The sequence below is a fragment of the Nocardiopsis sp. CNZ308 genome, assembly GCF_004217075.1.
This window is the reverse complement of sequence record NZ_SHKJ01000001.1, coordinates 6,124,893-6,149,207: the sequence shown is the minus strand read 5'-3', so window position 1 is coordinate 6,149,207 and position 24,315 is coordinate 6,124,893. Positions and strand designations below refer to the sequence as shown.

At 74.1% G+C, this 24,315-nt stretch carries 25 protein-coding genes; 17 read left to right on the top strand and 8 right to left on the bottom strand.

The window, feature by feature from the left end; all coding sequences use genetic code 11:
• Positions 1–263 precede the first annotated feature (263 nt).
• The 5 genes from EV372_RS26510 (at position 264) to EV372_RS26490 (ending at position 5,541) form a co-directional block, all read left to right on the top strand.
• Positions 264–1,781: a sugar ABC transporter ATP-binding protein gene (locus EV372_RS26510; protein WP_130398286.1), complete on the top strand. Its 1,518-nt coding sequence runs from the start codon at positions 264–266 to the stop codon at positions 1,779–1,781.
• The gene (locus EV372_RS26505) at positions 1,778–2,809 is read left to right on the top strand and encodes an ABC transporter permease (RefSeq protein ID WP_130398285.1); all 1,032 of its coding nucleotides are present in this window, start codon (positions 1,778–1,780) and stop codon (positions 2,807–2,809) included. Before EV372_RS26510 ends, EV372_RS26505 begins: the two co-directional genes overlap by 4 nt.
• Positions 2,793–3,914: an ABC transporter permease gene (locus EV372_RS26500; protein WP_130398284.1), complete on the top strand. Its 1,122-nt coding sequence runs from the start codon at positions 2,793–2,795 to the stop codon at positions 3,912–3,914. The genes EV372_RS26505 and EV372_RS26500 overlap by 17 nt, the downstream gene beginning before the upstream one ends.
• The gene (rhaS, locus tag EV372_RS26495) at positions 3,911–4,978 is read left to right on the top strand and encodes a rhamnose ABC transporter substrate-binding protein (protein WP_130398283.1); all 1,068 of its coding nucleotides are present in this window, start codon (positions 3,911–3,913) and stop codon (positions 4,976–4,978) included. The genes EV372_RS26500 and rhaS overlap by 4 nt, the downstream gene beginning before the upstream one ends.
• Before the next feature lie 245 nt (positions 4,979–5,223).
• Positions 5,224–5,541, top strand: a complete 318-nt coding sequence (locus EV372_RS26490) for an L-rhamnose mutarotase (RefSeq protein WP_130398282.1) — start codon at positions 5,224–5,226, stop codon at positions 5,539–5,541.
• 45 nt (positions 5,542–5,586) lie between these two features.
• Here the strand turns inward: EV372_RS26490 and EV372_RS26485 are convergent, their stop codons facing one another.
• Entirely contained in the window at positions 5,587–6,222 is a 636-nt protein-coding gene (locus tag EV372_RS26485; protein WP_130399135.1) for a hypothetical protein, read from the bottom strand.
• A 58-nt stretch (positions 6,223–6,280) separates the two neighbouring features.
• Here EV372_RS26485 and EV372_RS26480 point away from each other — a divergent pair, with 58 nt between their 5' ends.
• Entirely contained in the window at positions 6,281–6,565 is a 285-nt protein-coding gene (locus EV372_RS26480) for a hypothetical protein (RefSeq protein ID WP_130399134.1), read from the top strand.
• Positions 6,566–6,649: 84 nt separating this feature from the next.
• Here the strand turns inward: EV372_RS26480 and EV372_RS26475 are convergent, their stop codons facing one another.
• Positions 6,650–7,867 (bottom strand): MFS transporter, encoded by a 1,218-nt coding sequence (locus tag EV372_RS26475; protein WP_130398281.1) that lies wholly within the window; start codon positions 7,865–7,867, stop codon positions 6,650–6,652.
• Between the two features lie 347 nt (positions 7,868–8,214).
• Here EV372_RS26475 and EV372_RS26470 point away from each other — a divergent pair, with 347 nt between their 5' ends.
• Positions 8,215–8,973: a thioesterase II family protein gene (locus tag EV372_RS26470; RefSeq protein WP_130398280.1), complete on the top strand. Its 759-nt coding sequence runs from the start codon at positions 8,215–8,217 to the stop codon at positions 8,971–8,973.
• 96 nt (positions 8,974–9,069) lie between these two features.
• Here the strand turns inward: EV372_RS26470 and EV372_RS26465 are convergent, their stop codons facing one another.
• Positions 9,070–10,905 (bottom strand): glycoside hydrolase family 13 protein, encoded by a 1,836-nt coding sequence (locus EV372_RS26465; RefSeq protein ID WP_130398279.1) that lies wholly within the window; start codon positions 10,903–10,905, stop codon positions 9,070–9,072.
• A gap of 456 nt (positions 10,906–11,361) precedes the next feature.
• Between EV372_RS26465 and EV372_RS26460 the strand changes: the two genes are divergently transcribed.
• Positions 11,362–11,883, top strand: a complete 522-nt coding sequence (locus EV372_RS26460) for a GNAT family N-acetyltransferase (RefSeq protein WP_130398278.1) — start codon at positions 11,362–11,364, stop codon at positions 11,881–11,883.
• 108 nt (positions 11,884–11,991) lie between these two features.
• Here EV372_RS26460 and EV372_RS26455 read toward each other — a convergent pair whose 3' ends face one another.
• On the bottom strand, positions 11,992–12,873 hold the full coding sequence (locus EV372_RS26455; protein ID WP_130398277.1) for an aldo/keto reductase: 882 nt from the start codon (positions 12,871–12,873) through the stop codon (positions 11,992–11,994).
• A gap of 315 nt (positions 12,874–13,188) precedes the next feature.
• Positions 13,189–14,070 carry an aldo/keto reductase gene (locus EV372_RS26450; RefSeq protein WP_130398276.1) on the bottom strand — a complete coding sequence of 294 codons (882 nt, stop codon included), beginning with the start codon at positions 14,068–14,070 and terminating at the stop codon, positions 13,189–13,191.
• Positions 14,071–14,239: 169 nt separating this feature from the next.
• On the opposite strand from EV372_RS26450, the gene EV372_RS26445 reads away from it, so the two are divergent.
• The gene (locus tag EV372_RS26445) at positions 14,240–14,641 is read left to right on the top strand and encodes an ACT domain-containing protein (RefSeq protein ID WP_130398275.1); all 402 of its coding nucleotides are present in this window, start codon (positions 14,240–14,242) and stop codon (positions 14,639–14,641) included.
• Between the two features lie 20 nt (positions 14,642–14,661).
• Here EV372_RS26445 and EV372_RS29185 read toward each other — a convergent pair whose 3' ends face one another.
• Positions 14,662–14,829 (bottom strand): hypothetical protein, encoded by a 168-nt coding sequence (locus EV372_RS29185; RefSeq protein WP_165436041.1) that lies wholly within the window; start codon positions 14,827–14,829, stop codon positions 14,662–14,664.
• Between the two features lie 25 nt (positions 14,830–14,854).
• On the opposite strand from EV372_RS29185, the gene EV372_RS26440 reads away from it, so the two are divergent.
• Positions 14,855–15,379: a CGNR zinc finger domain-containing protein gene (locus tag EV372_RS26440; protein WP_165436040.1), complete on the top strand. Its 525-nt coding sequence runs from the start codon at positions 14,855–14,857 to the stop codon at positions 15,377–15,379.
• A 137-nt stretch (positions 15,380–15,516) separates the two neighbouring features.
• Here EV372_RS26440 and EV372_RS26435 read toward each other — a convergent pair whose 3' ends face one another.
• Positions 15,517–16,320 (bottom strand): IclR family transcriptional regulator domain-containing protein, encoded by an 804-nt coding sequence (locus EV372_RS26435; protein WP_130398274.1) that lies wholly within the window; start codon positions 16,318–16,320, stop codon positions 15,517–15,519.
• Between the two features lie 280 nt (positions 16,321–16,600).
• Between EV372_RS26435 and EV372_RS26430 the strand changes: the two genes are divergently transcribed.
• The 7 genes from EV372_RS26430 (at position 16,601) to pcaDC (ending at position 23,285) form a co-directional block, all read left to right on the top strand.
• Complete coding sequence (locus EV372_RS26430) at positions 16,601–17,269, top strand: sulfotransferase family protein (protein WP_130398273.1); 669 nt, start codon at positions 16,601–16,603, stop codon at positions 17,267–17,269.
• Between the two features lie 179 nt (positions 17,270–17,448).
• Positions 17,449–18,279: a CoA transferase subunit A gene (locus EV372_RS26425; protein ID WP_130398272.1), complete on the top strand. Its 831-nt coding sequence runs from the start codon at positions 17,449–17,451 to the stop codon at positions 18,277–18,279.
• The gene (locus tag EV372_RS26420; RefSeq protein ID WP_130398271.1) at positions 18,276–19,031 is read left to right on the top strand and encodes a CoA-transferase subunit beta; all 756 of its coding nucleotides are present in this window, start codon (positions 18,276–18,278) and stop codon (positions 19,029–19,031) included. Before EV372_RS26425 ends, EV372_RS26420 begins: the two co-directional genes overlap by 4 nt.
• A 136-nt stretch (positions 19,032–19,167) precedes the next feature.
• A complete protein-coding gene (gene pcaH / locus EV372_RS26415) occupies positions 19,168–19,935 on the top strand; it encodes a protocatechuate 3,4-dioxygenase subunit beta (protein ID WP_130398270.1) in 768 nt (255 codons plus the stop codon).
• Entirely contained in the window at positions 19,932–20,495 is a 564-nt protein-coding gene (gene pcaG / locus EV372_RS26410; protein ID WP_130398269.1) for a protocatechuate 3,4-dioxygenase subunit alpha, read from the top strand. The genes pcaH and pcaG overlap by 4 nt, the downstream gene beginning before the upstream one ends.
• 170 nt (positions 20,496–20,665) lie before the next feature.
• Positions 20,666–22,054: a 3-carboxy-cis,cis-muconate cycloisomerase gene (pcaB, locus tag EV372_RS26405; protein ID WP_130398268.1), complete on the top strand. Its 1,389-nt coding sequence runs from the start codon at positions 20,666–20,668 to the stop codon at positions 22,052–22,054.
• Between the two features lie 94 nt (positions 22,055–22,148).
• Positions 22,149–23,285 (top strand): bifunctional 3-oxoadipate enol-lactonase/4-carboxymuconolactone decarboxylase PcaDC, encoded by a 1,137-nt coding sequence (gene pcaDC, locus EV372_RS26400; protein WP_130398267.1) that lies wholly within the window; start codon positions 22,149–22,151, stop codon positions 23,283–23,285.
• Between the two features lie 149 nt (positions 23,286–23,434).
• Here pcaDC and EV372_RS26395 read toward each other — a convergent pair whose 3' ends face one another.
• On the bottom strand, positions 23,435–24,271 hold the full coding sequence (locus EV372_RS26395) for an SAM-dependent methyltransferase (RefSeq protein ID WP_130398266.1): 837 nt from the start codon (positions 24,269–24,271) through the stop codon (positions 23,435–23,437).
• Positions 24,272–24,315: the final 44 nt, after the last annotated feature.

The window sequence follows — 24,315 nt, the reverse complement described above, 5'->3', positions numbered from 1 at the left end:
TGTGCGGAGGGCGATGCGAAGCATCGTACTCACACCCCGATTGAAACGTGTCAATCCGCTGTCCGTGGCGAGGTGTCCTGAGACCCGTGGCGTACTGGAAAGGGCTTACCTGACCGGAGGCGTTATCGGGGCGAGACCTGCGAATTCTCGGGCGATCCTCTTGACGGTGTGGTGTGGGGCACTTAACATCCACTTCATATTAAAACGTTTTTGCCATGTTCGGGGTCACCACGCCGGACACGGCACGGAGAAGGAGGGCGCACGTGGACCCAGCAGAGGTCCCCCCACCCCTCGCCCTGGTCGACGTCACCAAGTCCTTCGGAAGCGTCCGGGCCCTGCGGGGGCTGTCCCTGGAACTGCGCTCCGGAGAGATCCACGCACTGGTGGGCGAGAACGGGGCGGGCAAGTCCACCCTGGTCAAGACCATCGCGGGGGTGCACCGACCGGACGGCGGGCAGGTACTCGTGGACGGCCGCCCAGCGGAGTTCGCCGCGCCCGTGGACGCCCAGCGCGCCGGGGTCGCGGTCATCTACCAGGAACCCACGCTGTTCCCCGACCTGTCGGTGGCCGAGAACATCTTCGTCGGCCGCCAGCCCCGCACCCGCCTGCGCACCATCGACCGCGGCCGCATGCGCCGCGACACCCGGGAGGTCTTCGCGCGCCTGGGCGTGGACATGGACCCCGACCGCCCCGCACGGGGGCTGTCCATCGCCGACCAGCAGCTCGTGGAGATCGCCAAGGCCCTCACCCGCCAGGCGCGGGTCCTGGTCATGGACGAGCCCACCGCCGCCCTGTCCGGCGTGGAGGCCGAACGCCTGTTCACCGTCGCCCGCACCCTGCGCGACTCCGGCGCGGCGCTGCTGTTCATCTCCCACCGCTTCGACGAGGTCTTCGCCCTGTGCGACCGCGTCACCGTGGTCCGCGACGGCGCGTTCGTCTCCTGCGACCCCACCGGCGACCTGGACGTGGACACCGTCGTGCGCCGCATGGTCGGCCGCGAGGTCAGCAGCCTCTACCCCAAGGAGGAGGCCGAGCGCGGCGAGGTCCTGCTGGAGGTCGACGGCCTGACCCGCCACGGCGTGTTCGCCGACGTGTCCTTCTCGGTGCGCGCCGGGGAGATCGTCGCCCTGGCCGGGCTGGTCGGCGCTGGACGCAGCGAGGTCGTCCGCGCCGTGTTCGGCGTGGACCGCTACGACGCGGGCACCGTGCGCGTGGCGGGCAGGCCGCTGCCGCCGGGACGGCCCCGGGCCGCCATGGCCGCCGGGCTCGCCCTGGTCCCCGAGGACCGCCGCCAGCAGGGCCTGGTCATGGAGTCCTCCATCGAGCGCAACGCCACCGCCACCCGCCGCTGGCCCCTCAGCCGCCTCGGCCTGCTGCGCCCCGGTGCCGAACGCGACTCCGCCCGCGAGTGGGGCGAGCGCCTGAGCCTGAAGTTCGGCCGCCTCACCGACCCGGTCTCCACCCTCTCCGGCGGCAACCAGCAGAAGGTCGTCCTGGCCAAGTGGCTGTCCACCGAACCCCGCGTGCTCTTCGTGGACGAGCCCACGCGCGGCATCGACGTGGGAACCAAGGCCGAGGTCCACCGCCTGCTCTCCACCCTCGCGGGCCGCGGACTGGCCATCGTCATGGTCTCCAGCGAGCTCCCCGAGGTCCTGGGCATGGCCGACCGGGTCCTGGTCATGCACGAGGGCCGGGTCACCGCCCACCTGGACCGCGCGGAGGCCGACGAGGAGTCGGTCATGTACGCGGCCACCGGACAGCGACCGAGCGAGGCCGCATGACGAACACGGTCAGCACCACCCCCACCCCCACCCCCGCCCCCGCCGCCGCGCGCCGCCGGCTCCAGTTCCGCGAACTCGGCGTGCTCCTGGCCGTGGTGATCCTCGTGGCCGCCACCTGGCTGTACAACCCCGGATTCCTGTCCAGTCAGGGCGTGCGCGACCTGTTCCTGGGCGCCACGGTCCTGTCCGTCCTCGCCGTCGGCCAGGCCCTGGTCCTGATCACCAGGAACGTCGACCTCTCGGTCGGCTCGGTCATGGGCCTGTCGGCCTTCGGCACGGGCCTGCTGTTCGTGACCCTCCCCGGTCTGCCCGTCCCCGTCGCGATGCTCGCCGGGGTCGGCATCGGCCTGGTCGCGGGCCTGCTCAACGGCCTCCTGGTCACCACCGTGCGGGTCCCCGCGCTGGTCGTCACCCTGGGCACCCTGTACGCCTACCGCGGCCTCAACCACTGGTGGGCCGGGGGCAAGCAGGTCAACGCCCACGACATGCCCGACTCCTTCCTGCTCCTGGGCCGCTTCAGCGTCCTGGGGGTGCCCCTGCCCGCCGCGGTCGCCATCGCCGTGGTCGCCGCCGTGGGCTTCTACCTCGCCCGCTACCGCTCGGGCCGCGAGCTGTACGCCATCGGCTCCGACGCCGACGCCGCACGGCTCTCGGGCATCCCCGCCTCGCGCCGCGTCACCTGGGCCTTCGCCGCCAACGGCGCCCTGGCCGGGCTGGCCGGGGTACTCTTCGCCGCCCGCTACGGCACGGTCGACTCCACCGTGGGCACCGGCATGGAACTCCAGGTCGTCGCCGCGGCGGTGGTCGGCGGCGTGGCCATCGCGGGCGGTGTGGGCACCGTCTACGGCGCCGCGCTCGGCGCCGTCCTGCTCACCACCATCACCGCCGCCCTGCCCATCTGGCAGGTCAACCAGTTCTGGCACCAGGCGGTGGTGGGCGCGCTCATCCTGGCCGCCATCGGCTTGGACCGGCTGCTCGCGGTGCGTACCGCGCGCAGGCTTCGAGGAGGAGGTGCCCGTGGCGCCTGAACGCACCGTCACCGCCCCCGCCCCCGACCGGGCGCCCGAGGGCGCCCCGGCGCGGGGCCCCGGAGGCCCCGGCCGGATCCGGTCGCTGCTCTCGGCCCGCGAGGCGCCCGTGGTGGGCGCGCTCGTGGTCACCCTGCTGGCCGCCGGGCTGTTCGTGGACATGTTCGCCACCGCGCGCAACATCGACTTCCTGGTGCTGAGCGTGGCCGCCATCGCCCTGATGGCCCTGCCGATGACGCTCATCGTCATCACGGGCGAGATCGACCTGTCGGTGGCCAGCACCCTGGCGCTGACCAGCGCCACCCTGGGCGTGCTGTGGGAGGCCGGGGTCGCCATCGAGACGGCCCTGTGGATCTGCCTGGCCGTGGGCGCGCTGCTGGGCGCCCTCAACGGGTTCCTGGTCACCGTGTGCGGGCTGCCGTCCCTGGCCGTGACCATCGGCACCATGGCACTGTACCGGGGTCTGGCCTACGTGCTGCTCGGGGACCGCGCCGTGGCCAGCTACCCCCAGAGCTGGGTCAGCGGCGCCCGGGCGCCCTTCCTGGGCGTGGAGGGCCTGCCGTGGATCGCCGTGGCGGTCCTGGCCCTGGCCGTGCTGTTCGGGGTGCTGCTGCACGCCACCGCCGTCGGCCGCTCGCTGTTCGACATCGGCAACAACGACGAGGCCGCCCGCTTCACCGGGGTACCGGTGCGCTGGACCAAGTTCTGGCTGTTCACGCTCAGCGGCGCGGTGGCCTCCGGGGCCGGGGTCTTCTGGACCCTGCAGTACGGCACCTCCCGCGCCGACACCGCCTTCGGCCTCGAACTCCAGGTCGTGGCCGCCGTCCTGCTCGGCGGGGTGTCCATCTTCGGCGGGGTCGGCTCGATCCTGGGCGTGCTGAGCGGCGTCGTGCTGCTGGGCGCCATCCGCAACGCCCTCCAGCTGTTCGGCATCAGCAGCGAGGTCCTGCAGATCGTCACCGGCCTCATCCTCATCGCCTCCGTCGTCACCCCCAACCTCGTGGCCCGGCTGCGCGCCAGACGCGCCTCCGGACCCAGCCCCTCCTCACCCCCGGACGCGGCACCGTCCGCCGCGTCCGCCCCCACCAAGGGAGAACACTCATGACCCAGGGCCGCCCACGCCACCTGTTCCTGGCCGCGTCCGCGTTCGCGGTGCTGATGACCGCCGCCTGCGGCGGGGGCACCACCATCGGGGACGCCCAGGAGGAGAACGAGACCGGGCCGACCGGCACCGCCGACCCCGACGCGCCGATCCCCGAGGGCCTGAAGATCGACTTCCTGCCCAAGCAGCTCAACAACCCCTTCTTCGAGATCGTCAACCAGGGCGGTACCGAGGCCGTCGAGGAGGTCGGCGGAACGGCCACCGAGCGCGGCGGCACCGAGGCCACGGCCGACTCCCAGGTGGAGTACATCAACGCGGCCAGCCAGGCGGGCAGCGACGTCATCGTGATCGCCGCCAACGACCCCGACGCGGTCTGCCCCGCGCTCAACGAGGCCCGCGACAACGGCGCGGCCATCGTCGGCTACGACTCCGACGCCAACTGCACCGACGTGTTCGTCAACCAGTCCTCCACCGAGCTCATCGGCCGGACCCTGGTCGAGATGATCGCCGAGGACCTGGGCGGCGAGGGCACCTTCGCGGTGCTGTCGGCCACCCCCAACGCCACCAACCAGAACGCCTGGATCGCGGCGATGGAGGAGGTGCTCGCCGAGGAGGAGTACGCCGACCTGGAGCTGGTCGAGACCGTCTACGGCAACGACGACGACCTGGAGTCCTTCCAGGAGATGCAGGGCCTCATGCAGTCCCACCCCGACCTGGACGGCGTGGTCTCGCCGACCACCGTGGGCATCGCCGCGGCGGCCCGCTACATCAGCGACTCCGAGTACCAGGGCGAGGTGGCCGTCACCGGTCTGGGCACGCCCAACCAGATGCGCGCGTTCGTCCACGACGGCACCGTGGGGCGGTTCGCCCTGTGGAACCCGCTCGACCTGGGCTACCTGGCCGGGTACACCGGCGCGGCGCTCAGGGCCGGGCAGATCACCGGCGCCGAGGGCGAGACCTTCACGGCCGGACGCCTGGGCGAGTTCACGTTCGAGACGGAAGGGGAGCTCGTGCTCGGCCCGCCGCAGGTCTTCGACGCCGAGAACGTGGACGACTTCGACTTCTGAGCCCGCCCCGGGGTGCCGCCCTCGGGGACGGTGCCCCGGGCACGGGGAGCCCTCCGCGGTCGGGCGCGCTCCCCGGCCCGGGGCCGTTCTCGCGGGGGCGGAGCCGTTCCGGGAGGCGTCCGGCGCACGGAAACCGGGCCCGGGCGGCTCCGCCCGGCCCGACGTGCCGCAATACGTACCACTTCGCACAGAACCGTCATGGTCTGTCGCACATCATCCGTATCCGTCCCACAGGAAGGACGTCCGTGCAGCGCGTCTGCTTCATCCTCAAGGTCCGCCGGGAACGCCTCGCCGAGTACCGGGAACGGCACGCCGAGGTGTGGCCGGAGATGCGCGAGGCCCTCAGCGCCGCCGGCTGGCACAACTACTCGCTGTTCTGCACCGAGGAGGGCATGGTCGTCGGCTACCTGGAGACCGAGGACTTCGAGGCCGCCCGCGCCGCGATGGCCGAGACCGACGTCAACGCCCGCTGGCAGGCCGAGATGGCGCCGTTCTTCGAGGGCCTGCCCGGCCGTCCCGACGAGGGCATGGTGCCGCTGACCGAGGTCTTCCACCTCGCCTGACGGGGAGGGGCCCGGCACCGGGCCCCTCCCTCCGGGCGTTCGGGGTCACTCGGCGGGCAGGTCCACGCGGATCTCCCCGCCCAGCGACGCGCCGCCCTCCAGTTCCAGGTCGTCACCGCTCCAGAACCGCCCCGGGTCGTAGTACCCGGGCAGGCGCCCCGAGGGCAGCAGGCCCATGGCCTCGTAGGTCAGGGCGATCACCTCGGCGCAGTAGGCGGTCTCCAGCGCGCGCTCGCGCGCGCCCCGGCCCAGGGGCAGCTTGCGCAGGGGCAGGCGTCCGCGCGCCCAGCGGGCGGCCATCTGGGTGGTGGAGGGGAAGGGGGTGCCGTTGAGCCGGGCGACCGTGCGCAGGGCGGCGTCCTCCATCGCACCGTCCGCCAGGGGGTCGAGCTGGCGCAGCCAGCCGCGCTGGCCGTACTTGCGGCCCCACACCAGGACGGCGTCGCGCAGGTCGTGCAGCTGTACGCCGCGCTGGTGCTTGCCGGTCCACACGTCGGGCAGGGACCGGCCGAGTTCGGCGTGCCACATCAGCGGCGGCAGGTCCTCGACCACGATGGACATGCCGACGTGGTTGACCGGGCTGTTCGTGGTGATCTGGATGGCGCGGTCGGCCGCGCTCGTACCGCGGAAGACCCAGACGTCACCGGTCCGGGTGAGCTCCAGCGCCTCGTTCAGGGACATGCTCGTGTCTGCCACACCCACTAGCCTAGGGAACATGCGTTGGTGGAAGGCCCTTGGAGTGGCCGCTTTCGTGGGCGTCGCGGCGACCGGCGCGGTGATCGCGCGGGACCAGCGGCAGCGCCGTGCCTACACCCCCGAACAGGTCAGGGACCGGTTGCGCGAGCGCGTCGCCCAGGCCGAGGTCGCCGGGACGGACGAGGCGGCCGGAGCGGCCGTGGAACCGGGGGAGGACCTCGGGGTGCCCGTGTGGCGCCGTCGGCTGACCGGGCTGGCCGCCGGGGTGCGGCGTTCCGCGGCGGCGGCCCTGGGGCTGTTGAGGGGCCGCGTCGACCGCTCGGTCTGAGGCGGCCCGGCGGGGGAGGACCGGCGTCGGGCCTCCTCCTGCGGCGGGTTGGAAAAGCGTGTGGCCGGTGTGGCCCGTGTGACATCAGAGCGCGGCGGCCGGTCGGTCCGGGTCGGCCAGGCGGGAGACGCCGGGAACGGCCAGCGGGACGAGCGTGGTCACCAGCCCGGCCACGGCCGCGCCGACCAGCACGGGGCGCGGCCCCACGGTTTCGGCCAGGGCCCCGGCCAGCACGTACCCGACCGGTTCCAGCGCGAAGCTGCCCACCTCGTCGACGCTGATCACCACGCTGAGCAGGTCCTGGGGGATCGCCCGTTGCAGGGCGGTGTACCAGTACACGCCCAGGAGCATGAAGCCCACCCCGGTGGCGGCGTAGCCGGTCAGCAGCAGCCAGGCGGGCACGGTCGCGGCCAGGCCCAGCAGAACCAGCGGGTAGACGAGTACGCCCGCCAGGGAGACCAGGCCGGGGCGCGCCGGGTTCCAGCGCGCGGCGACGACCCCGCCCAGGAGCTGGCCCGCCGACAGGCACGACAGCGCCAGCCCGTAGACGGGCTCGGCGTAGGAGTCGGCGACCACGATCGGCAGCAGGGTGAACCCGGGGGCGAGGGTGGTCGGCGCCTGCACGGTGGCCACCGCGATGACCGCCACCACCCAGGGCCGCCGCACCACCTCGCGCAGCCCCGCCCGGAAGTTCGCGCCCATCGTGGCCCCGGAGCGCTCGGCGGACGGCACCGCCTCGCGCACCAGCAGCAGGACGGCGCCGCCCACCGCGAAGGCGGCGGCGACCAGTGCGAACACCGCCCGCGCCTCCAGGGCGGCGAACAGCACCCCGGCCACGGCGGGGCCGGTCACGCCCATGCCGCGTCCCACGACGTTGCGCAGGGCGTTGGCCTCCCGCAGCCGGTCAGCGGGGACCAGCAGCGGCACGATCGACCCGGCGGCGGGTTCGCTCACCGAACCGGCCGCGCCCCCGGCCGCGGCCAGGCACACGAACCAGGCGGCGGAGTCGGGGCCCAGGGCGAAGCCGAGCATGACCGCGCACTGGGCCAGGTCTCCCGCGGCCAGGGCGGTGGACTTGCGGACCCGGCTCACCAGGGCGCCCGAGAGCAGGGTGCACAGGGATCCCGCCGCACCGCGCGCGCCCAGGACCAGGCCCAGGAGCAGCGGCCCGTGTCCGGCCAGCACCAGGCCGACCACGGCCACGGGCAGCATCGCCGAGCCGAGTTCGCTGGCGCCCCTGCCCGCGAGGAGGAGGCCGAACCCCCGGTGGCGCAGGGTCGGGGGCAGCGCACGCGCACCCATCGGGGCCTCCTTGTGACAAAGCCCCCAGTGTGCCGGTGGCCCCCGTGTCCCGGCGAGTGGTTTTTGGGCCGTCGCGCGACAGGCCCTGCCGGGCCGTGCGCGCGCTGCGTTCGCGCGGTGGACTTCCGGCGGCCGTGGAGCGGGTGTGCTGTCTCCTGCGGCTGTTCCGGCGGGGGAGGGGCCGGGTGTTCCCGCGTGTCGCGCGGGTAGGGGGCCGTGTTCCAGGGCGGGGTGAGCGTGCCCGGGGCGGGGCGCGTTGTTACCCACTGGTACTACCGACTGGTAGCTTTGCTCTGTTGTGGTGGCCGTACGGCCGCACCCGGACACGGACAGCGAGGAAACAGGCAGTGCACGAGGGCGTCCTCATCCGGCCCCGACCCGTTCCCCAGGCAGGCTTCCGGATCTTCCTACTGCACCACGCGGGCGGGTCCTCCCTGGGCTATCGGCCCTGGGTGCGCCACTTCCCGGCCGACTGGGAGGTGTGCCTGGTGGAGGCGCCCGGACGCGGCCGGGCGGCGGCTGAGGAGCCCTTCCGCGACGCCGGAGAACTCGCCCGCCACCTGCGCGCGCACCTGGCCCCCGAACTGGACCGCCCCTTCGGGTTCTTCGGCCACAGCATGGGCGCGCTCCTGGCGCACGAACTGACCGCCCTGCTGGCTGCCGACGGTCCCGCCGACCCCGCCTGGCTCGGGGTGTCGGCGTGGAGCCCGGCACCGGGGCCCGAGCGCGACGATCCCCGGCACCTGCTGTCCTCCGAGCGGCTGCGTCGGAGCATCGCCCGCATGGGCGGGACCGCCGTCGGTTCCCTGGACGATCCCGAGCAGTGGAAGCTCGTGGAGCCGCTGATCCGCGCCGACCTCGAACTCGTCGACACCTGGCGCCCGGATCCGGGCGCTCCGCCGCTGCGGACGCCGCTGTCGGTCTTCGGCGGCCGGGACGACCCCGGCGTCACGCCCGAGCGCCTCGCCGCCTGGGACGGCCGAGCCTCGGGGCCGGTGGAGCGCCACATCCTGCCCGGCGAGCACTTCTACTTCGTCGGCCGGACCGGCGACGTGGTCGCCCGCATCGTCAAGGACGTGCAGGCCACCCTGTCCCAGGAGGTCTAGACACGCTGTCCCGCGGCGCGCGTCGCCGGTTCAGCCCCGGAGCCCCTCGGTGTTCCACGTCCGCCAGACGCTGCGCGTGTCGGGTACCCCGGGGCGTCAGCTCCCGGCCGCGACGACGTAGCCGGGCCCGTCCGCCGCCAGCTCCACCCGCTCCGAACCCTCCAGGACCGCCCGAGCCCCGCCGCCCTGGGCGAGCACCTCCAGGCCCGAGGCGTCCAGGTCGGCCAGGGCCGCGGACAGACCCTCGTGCGGCCCGTCGGCCAGGTGCACCAGCGCCACCCGGCCTTCGAGCGAGCGCAGGAACGTCATGTGATGGGGACCCGCGTCCAACCAGCGCAGGCCGCCGGTCTGGAGCGCGGGCAGCTCCCGGCGCAGGGCCAGCAGCCGGGTGTGCGCCTCCATCGTCCCCGTGTCCCACGCCTCGGGCCGGTGCCAGGGCATGGGCCTGCGCGCGTTCTCCCCGTCCACGCCCTCCATGCCGATCTCGTCGCCCGCGAACACGAACGGCACACCGGGCAGGGTCACCTGCGCCGCCACCCCGACCTCGTGCCGGTCGGCGTCGCCGCCCACCACGGTCCGAAAGCGCGTCGAGTCGTGCGTGCTCAGCGCGTTCACGCTGTGCGTCAGCACCCGCCACGGCAGCCCGGCGTTGGTCGCGCGCATCGCCCGCACCGCCTGTTCGGCGCCGCTGCGCGGCAGCGGCGAGTCCGTGCGCAGGTAGCGCACGTGCTCGGGCCCGGTGTTCAGCCAGGTCCACACCGGCCGGGTGAACCCGGCGTAGTTCATCACCCCGTGCCACCCGTCGTGGTGGGTGTCGGGACCCGCGTCGTGGAAGTGCTCGGCCAGCAGCCACGAACCGTCGCCGCCCCGCCGGTCGTCCACCTCGCGCATCCGTGCCGCGATCTCCCCGGAGACCTCGCGGTTGAGGTCCTGCGCGCCGTTGCGCCCGGTCATGTTGGCCACGTCGACGCGCCAGCCGTCCAGCGCGTCCGGCCCGGTCAGCCAGCCCGCGAGCACCGAGTCGTCGGCGCCGTAGAGCCTGCGCCGCAGTTCGGCCGAGGAGTAGTCCAGCTTGGGCAGGCTGGGTACACCCAGCCAGCCCACGTAGCCGTCCGGGTGGTCGGTGAAGTGGTAGAACCCCGCCTCGGCGGAGTCCGCGTCGGCCCGCGCCGTCAAGAACCACTCGTGGGAGTCCCCGGTGTGGTTGGTGGTCAGGTCGCCCATCACCCGCATGCCGCGCTCGTGCGCGGCCCGCGCCAGCTCCCGCAGGGCCCGGTCCCCGCCCAGCAGCGGATCCACCTCGGAGAAGGTGGCCGCGTCGTAGCGGTGCGTGGAGCGCGCAGGGAAGACGGGGGTCAGGTAGACCACCTCCACGCCCAGCGCGGCCAGGTGGTCCAGACGGCGGCGGACCCCGTCGAGCGTGCCGCCGAAGTACTCGCGGGTGGCGGTCAGCCCGAACGTGGAGGGCTCGTCGTCCCAGGAGCGGGGCAGCGCCCAGTCGGGGTGCTCGGCCGGGGGCTCGACGGAGTCGTCGTCGCGGGCGAAGCGGTCTGGGAAGATCTGGTAGACGCTCGTGCCCGGGACCCACGCGGGCGGCGGGGGGCCGTCGACCAGCCGGAAGTCCGCCGCGTCGGTCACCTCGTGCCCGTGGACGCCCTCCTGGTTGAGCCAGGTGTACTCGGTGCCGCGCACGATCGCGAACCGGTAGTTGGTCACCACCGGGCGCAGCGGCACACTCGCCTCGAACCAGACGGCGCCGTCCGACGCGTGCGTCCTCTCCGCCCGGAGGGTGACGCCCTCGCCGTCCTCCACCAGCCGGGCGTACACCGCGTCCGCGCCCCCGGGCACGCGCACGCGCAGCCTCGCCCGGCCCTCCCCGACGCTGACGTGGTCGGGGGATCCGTCGTGGTGGGGGTCGCGGACGAACTTCATGGGGCGGCTCCTGGGCTGCGGGGTGCTGACACGTGAGCGGACCCCGCCGCGTGGGCGGCGGGGTCCGGTCCAGACTGGTCAGTATCGCAACGGGAGTCGGGCGTCGCGAATCCTTTGAGTACCAGCCCGGGTCCTTTGTCGCATGGTGCTTCCCGGCGGTGTCCCGCGCACGAGGCCCGAGGGGGTGGGGGGCGGCTCCGCGGGCGCCGGAGGCGGGCCAGCGGGTGCGTTCCGGGGCCGTCTGCCTGGGAGCGCTCCCAGGCATGCTGGACACCCTAACGGCCGCGATACGCGGTGTAAAGGGGTCGTGACGGACCGGTTCGCGGCCTGTTCGCGGGGCCCGGCGCCCACGGACGCGGACGGGTCGGCGGCCCGGGGCGCGCCCCTCCGACCGGATGCCGAGTCTGTTGCCCTTCCCCCCTGTCGTGGTGGTTTGTCCCGGGTTACGGTGGTGACATGAGCCTTGAGTTGCCGACCGACCGACTCCTCATCCGGGAATGGCAGCTGGACGACGCCGAGGAGGCCCTGCGCGTCTACGGGGCCGACGAGGTCGCGCACTGGCTGACGCCGGAATGGCATCCGGTGCACGACACCGACGCGATGCGCCTGGTTCTGCACGCCTGGGTCGAGGCGGGGCCCAACCTGATTCCGCCCGCGGGGCGCTGGGCCATCGTCCGCGAGGAGGACGGCCAGCTCGTGGGAGGGCTCTCGCTCAAGCTCCTGCCGCCCTTCGAGGAGGACTTCGAACTGTCCTGGGCGCTGCGCCCCGACGTGTGGGGCCAGGGGTACGCCACCGAGGCCAGCCAGGCGATCATCGCGTGGGCGTTCAAACAGGGCATCGAGGAGGTCTTCGCGGTCGCGCGCCCCAACAACGAGCGGGCGATAGCCGTGGCGCGCAGACTGGGCATGGAGTGGGTCGGCGAGACCGAGAAGTACTACGACATGCGCCTCCAGGTCTTTCGCCTGCGCCCGAGCTGAACCGGGCGAACGGCGCGCCGCCGGCCCCCCGCCGGGCGGCGTCCGCCGTCCGCTCCGGGCACGTGCGGCCCCGCCGGGAGACCGGCGGGGCCGCACGCGTCCACGGGCTCAGCCGTCCAGGAACTTGGCGATGCGCTCGGTCTCGGACTCCGACAGCCTCATCGCTGCGGCGGCCGTGTTCTCCTCCAGGTGCGCCACCCGCGACGTGCCCGGGATCGGCAGCATCACCGGCGAGTGGTGCAGCAGCCACGCCAGCGCCAGCTGCGCCGGGGTGACCCCGTGCTCGGCGGCCAGCGGGGCCAGGGGCGAGTCCGGCCCCGCCAGCTCGCCGCGCTCCAGCGGAGCCCAGGGCAGGAAGGCCGTCCCGTCCCTCTCGCACTGCTCCAGCACGTCCTCGCACTTGCGCGAGACCGGACCGTACCAGTTCTGCACCGACGCCACCGGCGTGATCGCGCGGGCCACCGAGAGCTGCTCCAGGGTCACCCCCGTCATTCCGATGTGGCGGACCTTGCCCTGTTCGCGCAGCTCCACCAGGGCGCCGAGCTGGTCGGCCAGCGGCACCCGGGTGTCGATCCGGTGCAGCTGGAGCAGGTCGATCCTCTCCACGCCGAGGTTGCGCAGGCTCAGCTCCGCCTGCTGCTTGAGGTACTCGGGGCGGCCCAGGGGGTGCCACTCCCCCGGACCGGTGAGCGCGAAGCCCACCTTGGTGGTGATGACCAGGTCCTCGGGGTAGGGGTGCAGCGCCTCGCGGATCAGCTGCTCGCTGATCTGGGGTCCGTAGCAGTCCGCGGTGTCGATGAAGTTCACGCCCAGCTCGACCGCGCGCCGCAGCACGGCCAGGGCCTCGTCGCGGTCGCGGGGCGGGCCCCACGCCCCCGGACCGACGAGCTGCATCGAGCCGTAGCCCAGGCGGTGCACCCGCAGATCGCCGCCGATCACGAGGGTTCCCGACTCCCGGGCGGTGTGCGGTGTGGTGTGTACGTCGGTCATGAGGGTTCCTTCCGAACGGCGCTGGGCCGAGCGTGCGGAGCCGGGGCGGGAGCAGGGCGGGGACGCGCGAGACCGGGCCTCCGGCGGTGTCCCGGGAAGAATCTCAGCAGGTGGGACCGACCGCAAGCAACCACGGGGCGCGTCGGAGCCCAATCCCGACTCCGCGCGGCCCCCGTGGGGGAGGAAGTCCGCCAACGGTGCTTTTGCCCGGTGCCCACCGCGCCCGGCCGGTACCCGCCGCCCGTCCGGTGCGCGCGGCCCCGCCGCGGACCCCCGGGGCCCGGAGCCCGCGCCGCGGTCCCGGCCGAACCCGGATCAGGTGCCCAGGTACTGGCTGATGCGCTCGGTCTCGGCCTCCGTCAGTCGCACCGCCGCGGCGGCCGTGTTCTCCTCCAGGTGCGCCACCCGCGACGTGCCCGGGATCGGCAGCATCACCGGCGAGCGGTGCAGGAGCCAGGCCAGGGACAGCTGCACCGGGGTCACCCCGTGTTCCGCCGCCATCGCGGTCAGCGGGGAATTCGGCCCCGCCAGCTCGCCGCGCCCGACCGGCGCCCAGGGCAGGAAGGCCGTCCCGTCCTTCTCGCACTGTTCCAGCACGTCCTCGGACTGGCGGAACGACGGCGCGTACTGGTTCTGCACCGACGCCACCGGCGTGACCGCGCGGGCGGCGGACAGCTCGTCCACCGTCACCTCGCTCAGCCCGATGTGGCGGATCTTGCCCTGTTCGCGCAGCTCCACCAGGGCGCCCAGCTGGTCGGCCAGCGGCACCTCGGGGTCGATCCGGTGCAGCTGGAGCAGGTCGATCCTCTCCAGCCCCAGGTTGCGCAGGCTCAGCTCCACCTGCTGCTTGAGGTACTCGGGGCGGCCCAGTATGTGCCACTGCGCCGGTCCGGTGCGCGCGAAACCCGCCTTGGTGCCGATGACCAGGTCGTCGGCGTAGGGGTAGAGCGCCTCGCGGATCAGCTGTTCGCTGATCTGGGGTCCGTAGGAGTCGGCGGTGTCGATGAAGTTCACGCCCAGCTCGACCGCGCGCCGCAGCACCGACAGCGCCTCGTCGCGGTCGCGGGGCGGCCCCCACACCCCCTCGCCGACGATGCGCATCGCCCCGAAGCCCAGGCGGTGCACCGGCAGGTCGCCGCCGATGGCGAAGGTTCCCGACTCCCGGGCGATGTGTGGTGTGGCGTGCAGGTCGGTCACGGTGTCCCTTCCGGACGGCGCTGGGGCCGTGTGCTCAGAACTTCCAGGTGGGGGGCGCCGCACGGTTCCCGTGTGCGCGGATTCGCGTCCCCGGCGGTGTTGCGGGCAGGATCTCAGGAGGCGGTGCGCGCCCGCAAGGCGCCACGGGTGCGCGGGGGAGGGGGACCGGGTGGCGGGGGAGCTGGAGCGGTTGCTGGCGGGAACGCGGGTCCGGCTGCGCCCGGGCGGTTACGTCTTCACCACCGTGCCGGACCGCGCGTCCCTGCCCGAGGGGGTGCGTCCGGTGGTCACGGTGGCCGAGGACGAGGCCCTGACCGTGGTGTGCCCGCGTGAGGAGGCCGACGCGGCCGGGCTGCCCCACGACGACGCGCTCGCCTGGATCACGCTGGAGGTCCCCGCCGGAGCGCAGGGGGCGGCTCTGGTGGCGGCGGTGGCCGCCGCGCTGACCGGAGCCGGTCTGCCGTGCGACGTGGTGTCCGGCTTCCACCACGACCACGTGTTCGTGCCCGAGGAGGCGGGGGAGCGGGCGGTGGCGGTGCTGCGGGCCCTCCTCGGCTCCGAAGGGGGCTGAGCCCACGCCACCGCGCCGGCTCACCCCCGCACGGGGCCGACCGAGGCCAGGTCGTCCTGGAGCAGCCCGAAGGCCCGGGTCAGGACCACCCTGCGCCCACCGCACGCGCAGCGCTGGTAGGCGACGACGCCCTCGCTGGTGGTGTGGTCCGACTCGGTGGTCCAGTGGTGTTCGTGCCGTGTGTGCATCGGGCCAGTCTGGTGTAATGGCATTATGCATCTCAACCCTTACGGCGAGGATCCGGTGACCCTGGCCGTGGACCTGGTCAACCGGCCGCTGACCGGTGCGGCGGACCTGGAGCACCGCTGCGCCGAGGCCGGCTTCCTCCTCGAACGCCCCGTCGGCGAGGACGACGTGGTCGCCGTCGGTGAGTTCCTGAGGCGCTGGACGCGGGTGGTGGACGCCCCCGACGCGCCTGCCCGCGCGGACCGGCTCAACCCGCTGCTCATCGAGTTCTCCGCCGCCCCGCGCCTGACCGACCACGCGGGTACCGGGTGGCACCTGCACTACCGCCCCGACCTGCTGGCCGCCCACCGCCAGGTGGCCGCGCTGGTCTCCGTCGGCACCGCCCTGCACCTGACCGGCCGGGGCATGGAGCGGCTCGGCCGGTGCGCGGCGCACGGCTGCGACCGCGTCTACGCCGACTTCTCGCGCGGCGGACGCCAGCGCTACTGCTCGCCCGCCTGCGGCAACCGCGACGCCGTCCGGCGCCACCGTGCCCGGGCGGCCCGGCCCTGAGGCGCGGCCCGGCCCACGACCGCGCCCCGGTGAAGTCGGAGCCCGCGTCGCGGCGGGGGCGACCGGGGCGCCACCGGCCAGGCCCTCGCCGGGAGGGCCCCCGCGTCGCCGGGCGGCCCGCAACCGGAGGGCGGGGGTCAGGAGCCCGCGTCGCGGCGCGCCACCGAGGCCAGGTCGGCCTCGATGCGCGCGGTGGTCTCCAGCAGCGCGGGCAGCAGGTCGCGGCGCACGTCCTCGATCGAGGCCCGGTTGGCGTGCGCGGACACGTTCGCGGCCGCGATCACCCGGCCCGAGCCGTCGCGGATGGGCGCGGCCAGCGAGCGCAGCCCCTCCTCCAACTCCTGGTCGACGACGGCGTACCCCTGCTCGCGCACCCGCTCCAGCTCGGCGCGCAGCTCGGCCGGGTCGGTGATGGTGAACCGGGTCAGCGGGGCCAGCTCCACCCGCGCGAGGTAGGCGTCCAGGTTCCGGTCGTCGTGCCCGGCCAGCAGCACCCGGCCCATCGAGGTGGCCGAGGCCGGGAAGCGGGTACCCACCCGGATGGCCACCGCCATGATCCGCGAGGTCGCCACACGCGCCACGTAGAGCACGTCGTCTCCCTCCAGCACCGACACCGAGGCGGACTCGTGCACCCGGGCGGACAGGTCCTCCAGGTGGGGCTGGGCCACGTCGGGCAGCCCGGCGGAGGCCACGTAGGCGTAGCCCAGCTCCAGCACGCGCGGCGTGAGGGAGAACAGCCTGCCGTCGGTGCGCACGTAGCCCAGGTCCACCAGCGTGAGCAGGAAACGGCGTGCGGCGGCGCGGGTCAGGTCGGTCTCGCGCGCGACCTCGCTGAGCGTCATGGAGCGCCGCTCGGCGGAGAAGGCGCGGATGACCGTCAGGCCGCGCTCCAGGGACTGCACGAAGTGGGCGCCGCGGGCCTCTTCTTCTTCGGTCGGCATCTGCTCTTCCCGGTTCGGTTGCGGGGGCGGCTGGCCGCGGCCCCCGGAAAGGTTCTCACACCGCTCGGACGGAGCGGCGGAGCCCGGTCCCGGGGGCAGCACGGGGGCATCCGGCGCCCCGACGGCCCCGGGCGGTGCGGGCGGTCCTCCCGCCGGGGCCGTCCCTACCGGATATCGGCGACGGCCCCGCACGCCCGGGGTGTTCGTGCTACAACGGAGAGTGACCAGGGGGCGCCCCTGCTCCGGGCGCCAAGCCCTGCGACGACCGAGGGGGACGACGGTGGACGTGATCGGAGCGGGCTTCCCGCGCACCGGGACGACGTCGGTGAAGGCCGCGCTGGAACGGCTCGGCTTCGGCCCCTGCCACCACATGTCCGAGGTGCTGGACTCCTCGGACCTGGCGGCCCGCTGGGCCGGGATCGCGGACGCCCCCGCCGGGGATGTCGACTGGGCACTCCTGCTGGAGGGCTGGCGCTCGGGCGTGGACTGGCCGCTGTCGTTCTTCTGGCGCGAACTCGCCGACGCCTTCCCGGACGCGAGGATCCTGCTCACCGTCCGCGACCCGCACCGGTGGTACGAGAGCATGCGCGCGACCATCTTCAAGATCGTGAGCGAAGCCGGAGACGAGTCGACCGGAGTGGGGGTTGCGTCCCGGCTGAGCACGATCCGCCCCCTTCTGGACCGCATGTGGCTCGCGCACTTCGGGGTCCCCTCCGGCGGGAACCCTGACGAGGCGACCGCGGTGGCGGCCTTCGAACGGCACACGGCCCGTGTGGTCGCGCAGGTCCCGGCCGACCGGTTGCTGGTGTACCGGGTCGGGGAGGGGTGGGAGCGCCTGTGCGCCTTCCTGGGCGCCGACGTCCCCGACGAGCCCTTCCCCCGCCTCAACGACACCGAGCAGATGCGCGCCAAGCACGAGAGGTGGCGCCGCGGCGAACCCGCGACCTGACCGAACCCCCCCTCTGACCGGGCTCCGCGCCGGCTGGGTCCGGTCCCTCGTGAGTCCCTCCACCGCACGCACGGTGCGGTCCTCGCGCGTGCCTTGACCACGTTCGGGAACGGCGTTACCGTCATAGCCGAGGTGTTCGCTCTGAGAACATCCATTCGGCAGCCGAACGGGAGTGCTCCATGATCGTGCCCCTGGACGAGGCGGTACGCGAGCTCGTCCACGACGGCGACACCGTCGCCCTGGAGGGGTTCACCCATCTCATCCCCGTGGCGGCGGGGCACGAGATCATCCGCCAGGGCCTGCGCGACCTCACGCTGGTGCGCATGACCCCCGACATCGTCTACGACCAGCTCATCGGCGCCGGGTGCGCCAGCAAGCTCGTCTTCTCCTGGGGCGGCAACCCCGGGGTCGGCTCGCTGCACCGCTTCCGCGACGCCGTCACCTCCTCCTGGCCCGTGCCCCTGGAGATCGAGGAGCACAGCCACGCCGGAATGGCCAACCGCTACGTCGCGGGCGCCTCCGGCCTGCCCTTCGCCCTCCTGCGGGGCTACTCCGGCACCGACCTGGTCGCCAACAACCCCAACATCAGGTCCGTCACCTGCCCCTTCAGCGGACAGGAACTGGCCGCCGTGCCCGCCCTGAACCCCGACGTCACCGTCGTGCACGCCCAGCGCGCCGACCGCCGCGGCAACGTGCAGCTGTGGGGCATCACCGGCATCCAGAAGGAGGCCGTCCTGGCCGCCGACCGCGCCCTGGCCACCGTCGAGGAGGTCGTGGACACCCTCGACCCCGTCCCCGGCCAGGTCGTCCTGCCCGCGCGCGTGGTCGACCGGGTCAGCGTCGTCCCCGGCGGCGCCGCGCCCTCCTACGCGCACGGCTACTACGAGCGCGACAACGAGGCCTACCGTGCCTGGGACGCCGTCGGCCGCGACCGCGGGGCCTTCACCGCCTGGCTGGAGGAGCTCACCAAGGCCCCCACCGCGGTCGAGCCCGCCGGGAGGGGCCTGTGACCGCCGCGCCCTGGACCTCCGACGAGATCATGACCGTCACCGCGGCGCGCTCACTGCGCGACGGGATGTCCTGCTTCGTCGGCATCGGTCTGCCCAGCACCGCCGCGAACGTGGCCCGCCGCACCCACGCGCCGGGCCTGTGGATGGTCTACGAGTCCGGCACCCTGGGCGCCGTCCCCGACCACCTGCCGCTGTCCATCGGCGACGGCGTCCTCGCCGACACCGCCGACACCGTGGTCTCGGTCCCCGAGGTCTTCAACTACTGGCTCCAGGCCGGACGGATCGACGTCGGCTTCCTCGGCGCCGCCCAGATCGACCGGTACGCCAACATCAACACCACCGTCATCGGCGACTACGCCGACCCGAAGGTGCGCCTGCCCGGCGCGGGCGGCGCCCCCGAGATCGCCGCCTCCTGTCGCGAGGTCATCGTCATCATGCGGCACAGCCGCCGCGCCCTCGTGGACCGGGTCGACTTCGTCACCTCGGTCGGCCACGGCTCGGGCCCCGGCGACCGCGAGCGCCTGGGCCTGCGCGGCGCCGGTCCGGTGCGGGTGATCACCGACCTCGGCGTGCTCGAACCCGACCCCCTCACCCGCGAACTCGTCCTGACCGGCGTGCACCCGGGCGTGGAGGCGGACGCGGTCCGCGAGGCCACCGGCTGGGGCCTCATCGTGGCCGGCGACCTCGCCGTCACCCCCGAGCCCACGGGCGAGGAGCTGGCGGTGGTGCGCTCCCTGACCGGAGCCGCCTGAGGGACGCGCGCGGGCACCGGTCCCGTCCGCGCCGCCGGGACCGGCTGGGACGGCCCGCCCTCCAGACCGGACAGACCTCCCCACCCCCCAGCGGCCGCCGCGAGGCCGGAGCCGCACGAGACGGAGGAACACCGCCATGCCCCCCACCCCGCCCGACGAGGCCCGCACGGCAGCCGGGCTGTACGTGCCCGGCTACGTCCGCGACCACGACAGCCACCCGCCGCTGGACTACCCCGGCTACGGGAGCACCGCCCTGCGCCATCCCCGGCGCCCGCTCACCCCGCTCCCGCACACGCTCACCGAGATCACCGCGCCCCTCCTGGGCCAGGACCGCCTCGGCGCCCTCGACCACGACCTCACCCGCCAGCACGAGGGGGAGCCCCAGGGCCAGCGCGTCATCGTGCACGGCCGGGTGCGCGACAGCGACGGCCTCCCCGTGCCGCACACGCTGGTGGAGGTCTGGCAGGCCAACGCGGGCGGGCGCTACCGCCACAGCGGCGACAACTGGCCCGCCCCGCTCGACCCGAACTTCAGCGGTGTGGGGCGCGCGGTGACCGACGCCGAGGGGCGCTACCGGTTCGTCACCGTCCGCCCCGGCGCCTACCCCTGGCGCAACCACCGCAACGCCTGGCGGCCCGCGCACATCCACTTCTCCCTGTTCGGCCGGGCCTTCACCCAGCGGCTCGTCACCCAGATGTACTTCCCCGACGACCCGCTGTTCTTCCAGGACCCCATGTGGAACTCGGTCCCCGATCCCCGGGCGCGCGAGCGCATGCTCGCCGCCTACGACCACGAGGCCACCGAACCCGAGTGGGCGCTGGCCTACCGCTGGGACATCGTGCTGCGCGGGCGCGAACAGACCCCGTTCGAGTCCGAGGAAGAGATCCTGGAGGACGACGAGTGACCAGGTACCCCACCACCCCGTCCCAGACGGTCGGCCCCTACCTGCGCATCGGCCTGCCCTGGCCGGACGGCCCCCACGCCGTGGCCGAGGGCACACCGGGCGCGGTGTGGATCCGCGGCACCGTGTACGACGGTGCGGGCGCCACCGTCCCCGACGCCCTCGTGGAGACCTGGCAGGCCGACCCCGACGGCCGCTTCGACCACCCCGACGACCCGCGCGGCGCCCGGGCCCGCCCGGGCTTTCGCGGCTTCGGCCGCTGCCCCACCGACGCCGCCGGGAACTACGGCGTCCTCACCCTCAAGCCCGGTGCCGTCCCGGGTCCGCACGGGGACCAGGCACCGCACGTGGACGTGTCGGTGTTCGCGCGCGGCATGCTGCACCGGGCCGTCACCCGCGTGTACTTTCCCGAGGAGGAGGACGCCAACGCCGCCGATCCGGTCCTGGGGAGCATCGGGGACCCCGGGGCCCGCGCCACCCTCGTCGCCCGCCGCGCGAAGGACGGATACCGCTTCGACATCCGCCTCCAGGGCGAGGGGGAGACCGTCTTCTTCGACGTCTGACCGAGCAGGACCGGCACCCGGACCGGCGGGCTGACCCGCGCTGGTCCTGTGCCCGGGGCCGACGCCGGCGCTCCCAGCCCGCTACAGGTACGAGACCACGAAGGGAGCGGGACGGCGGCCCCTTCCGGTCGGTGCGTCCCACCCGCCACGACGAGCCCCGGAGGAAACCCGTGACCGGTCTGTTCGAGGGCGTCCTCGACCACGGCCCGCTGGCCGCGCTCACCGACGACACCGCCTGGCTCCAGGCCCTGCTCGACGTGGAGGCCGCCCTCGCGCACGCCCTCGCCGACACCGGCGCCCTGCCCCCGGAGCGCGCCGAGGCCGTCGCCGCCGCCTGCCGCGCCGACCGCTACGACCCCTCCGCACTGGGCCGGGCCGCCGCGGACGGCGGCAACCCGGTCATCCCCCTGGTCAGGGAGCTCACCGCCCGCGTGCGCGAGAGCGACCCCGAGGCGGCCCGGCACGTGCACCGGGGCGCCACCAGCCAGGACGTCATGGACACCGGCGCCATGCTGCTCGCCCGCCGCGCGGGCGCCGCCCTGCTCACCGACCTGCGCGCGCTCACCGACCACCTGCGGGAACTGGCCGGGGCCCACCGCGCCACCGCCATGCCCGGCCGCACCCTGCTCCAGCAGGCCCTGCCCACCACCTTCGGCGCGGTCGCCGCGGGCTGGGCCAACGGGCTGGCCGAGGCCGCCGACCAGCTCCAGCACGTGCTGGAACACCGCCTGGCCGTGCAGTTCGGCGGGGCCGTCGGGACCCTGGCCTCCCTCGGCGCGGACGGACCCGCCGTCACCGCGGCCCTGGCCGCCCGCCTGGGCCTGGCCGAGCCCGTCCTGCCCTGGCACACCGAGCGCGGCCGGATCGCCGAACTGGCCGGGGCCCTGGGGCGGACCTGCGGGGCGGTCGGCACCGCCGCCCAGGACATCGTGCTCCTCGCCCAGACCGAGGTGGGCGAACTGGCCGAGGACGGCGGTCCCGGCGTCGGCGGCTCCTCCACCCTGCCGCACAAGCGCAACCCCGTCGCGGCCGTCAGCGCCCTGGCCAGCGCCCGGCAGGCCCCCGGGCTCGTCGCCAACCTGTTCGCCGCCCAGATCCAGGAGCACCAGCGGGCCGCCGGGAGCTGGCACGCCGAGTGGCTGCCCCTCACCGACCTGCTGCGCCGCACCGGCGCCGCCGTGGCCTGGCTGCGCACCAGCGCCGCACGGCTGCGGGTGGACGCCGCGCGCATGCGCGCCAACCTCGGCGCCACCGGCGGCCTGGCCCTGTCCGAGCGCGTCACCACCGACCTGGCCCCCGAACTCGGCCGCGTGGAGTCCCACCGCCTGGTCGCCGACGCCTGCCGGGAGGCCGTGGACTCCGGCCGGGAACTGGTCGAGGTCCTCACCCGACGCCTGGACGGGGTCCGCGGCGGCGAACGGATCCGCGCGCTGCTCGACCCGGCAGGGTACCTGGGCTCGGCCCCGGTGTTCACCGACCGGGTCACCCGCGCCGGATCGGGTAGGACGGGCGAGGCGGCCGACACCGGCCCCGGGGACGGCGCCGGTCGCGCGGACTGAGCGCGCGGCGGGTGCCGACCGCGGGGCGCCGGTCCCATGGCGGACACCGGCCGCACGGGAACCACCCACAGCGACGAAGGAACACGAGGATTCGATGAGCGTTGACCTGCACCACACCGAGAGCGGACCGGCCGACGCGCCGCCCCTGCTGCTCGGCGGCTCCCTGGGCACCACCACGCGGATGTGGGACCCGCAGGTCGAGGCCCTCTCGACCGTCTTCCGGGTGATCCGCTTCGACCACCGCGGACACGGCGGCTCACCCGTCCCCGAGGGGCCCTACAGCATGGCCGACCTGGGCGGCGACGTCATCGCGCTGATGGACCGGCTGGGCATCGCACGCGCCCACTACGCGGGGCTGTCCATCGGCGGCATGGTCGGCCAGTGGCTGGCCGTCCACCACCCCGCACGCATCGACCGCCTGGCCCTGCTGGCCACCTCCCCCCACATGGGCCCGGCCCGGAACTGGCGGGACCGCGCCGCGCTGGTGCGCGCCGAGGGCACCGGGGCCGTGGCGGACTCGGTGGTGGAGCGCTGGTTCACCCCGGCCTTCGCCGAGGACCGCCCGGCCGAGGTCGCCGTGCTGCGGGACCAGGTCGCCGCCACCGCGCCGGAGGGGTACGCGGGCTGCTGCGAGGCCATCGAGACCCACGACGTGCGCGAGGAGCTGCACCGGATCAGCGCGCCCACGCTGGTCGTCGCCGGGGCCGACGATCCCTCCACGCCGCCCGCCGGGAACGCCGAGCTGATCGCCGAGCGCGTCCCCGGCGCGCGTCTGGTGGTCCTGGAGGAGGCCGCGCACCTGCTGTCCTGGCAGCGCGGCGCCGAGGTCAACACCCTGCTCACCCAGCACTTCGCGTCCGCCGACCGCCACGACGCGGGGACGCGGGTGCGCCGCGCCGTGCTGGGCGACGAGCACGTGGACCGGGCCCGGGCGCGCACGACCGGCTTCACCGAACCGTTCCAGGACCTCATCACCCGCTACGCCTGGGGCGAGGTCTGGACCCGTCCGGGCCTGGACCGCCGCACCCGCAGCTGTATGGTGCTCACCGCGCTGGTCGCGCACGGGCACTGGGACGAGCTGGCCATGCACGTGCGCGCCGCCCTGCGCAACGGGCTGGAGCCCGACGAGATCGGCGAGGTGTTCCTCCAGGCCGCCGTCTACTGCGGGGTGCCCGCCGCCAACCGGGCCTTCGGCATCGCCCAGGAGGTCCTCGCCGAACAGGACGGGTAGAGATGAGGAGCGCTGGTCAGGGTCGTGCGCTGACCAGCGCCCTCGCGCACCCGGCCCGGGGGCGCGAGGTCCACGGCGCGACGCCGACCGGGGTCCTCCACCCGGACACACCCGGTCGGGTACGGGCCACGTCGCACCGGGCCGCCGGGTCAGCGCTTGAAGGCCACGCCCGCCAGCTCCCACAGCTTGACCTTGGGGTCGGCGGGGCGGAACACCGGGTCGATGTCCGGGTGGCGCCAGGTGGCGCAGTCCACCGCTCGGGGGCCCTCGTCACGCCCGTCGGTCCAGGGGCTGGCCAGGTCCAGGCCGTCGAAGACCGCCGAGGCCTCCTCGGGGCTGCGCACCCGGCCCCACGGGGTGCCGAAGGACAGGATCTTGTCGGTCATCCACGCGGCGGAGGCCGGATCGTCGGAGACGATGTGGGAGGAGATCAGACACGATCCCGGGGCCAGGCGGTCCATGAGGGCGCGCACCATGCCGAAGGGGTCGCTGTCGTCGGGGATGCAGTGCAGCAGCGAGACCAGCATCACGCACACGGGCAGGTCGGTGTCGATGAGCCTGGTGGTCTCGGGGGAGCTCAGGATCTTCTCGGTGTCGCGGATGTCGGCCAGCAGGAACGAGGTCTGCCCGCTGTCGCTGATCAGCGCCCGGCCGTGCGCGAGCACGATGGGATCGTGGTCGACGTAGACCACCCGGGCCCGCGGGTTGGCCTGCTGGGCGGCGTGGTGCGTGTTGTTGGCGGTGGGCAGCCCGGCACCCAGATCGAGGAACTGCTCCACCCCCTGGGCCGCCACGTACTCCACCGCGCGCGAGAGGTAGGCGCGGTTGTCGTTGGCGAAGGCGACCAGCTCGGGGATACCGTCCGCGAGCGCCTCGCAGGCCTTGCGGTCGGCCTCGAAGTTGTCCTTACCCCCCAGGAGGTAGTCGTACATGCGTGCGATGCTCGGGGTTTCCATGTCGATGTTGGGGGGGAAGTGATCGGCCATGAAGGATACCCATCCGAAGAAGTGACAGGGCGAGTTCTCTGGCC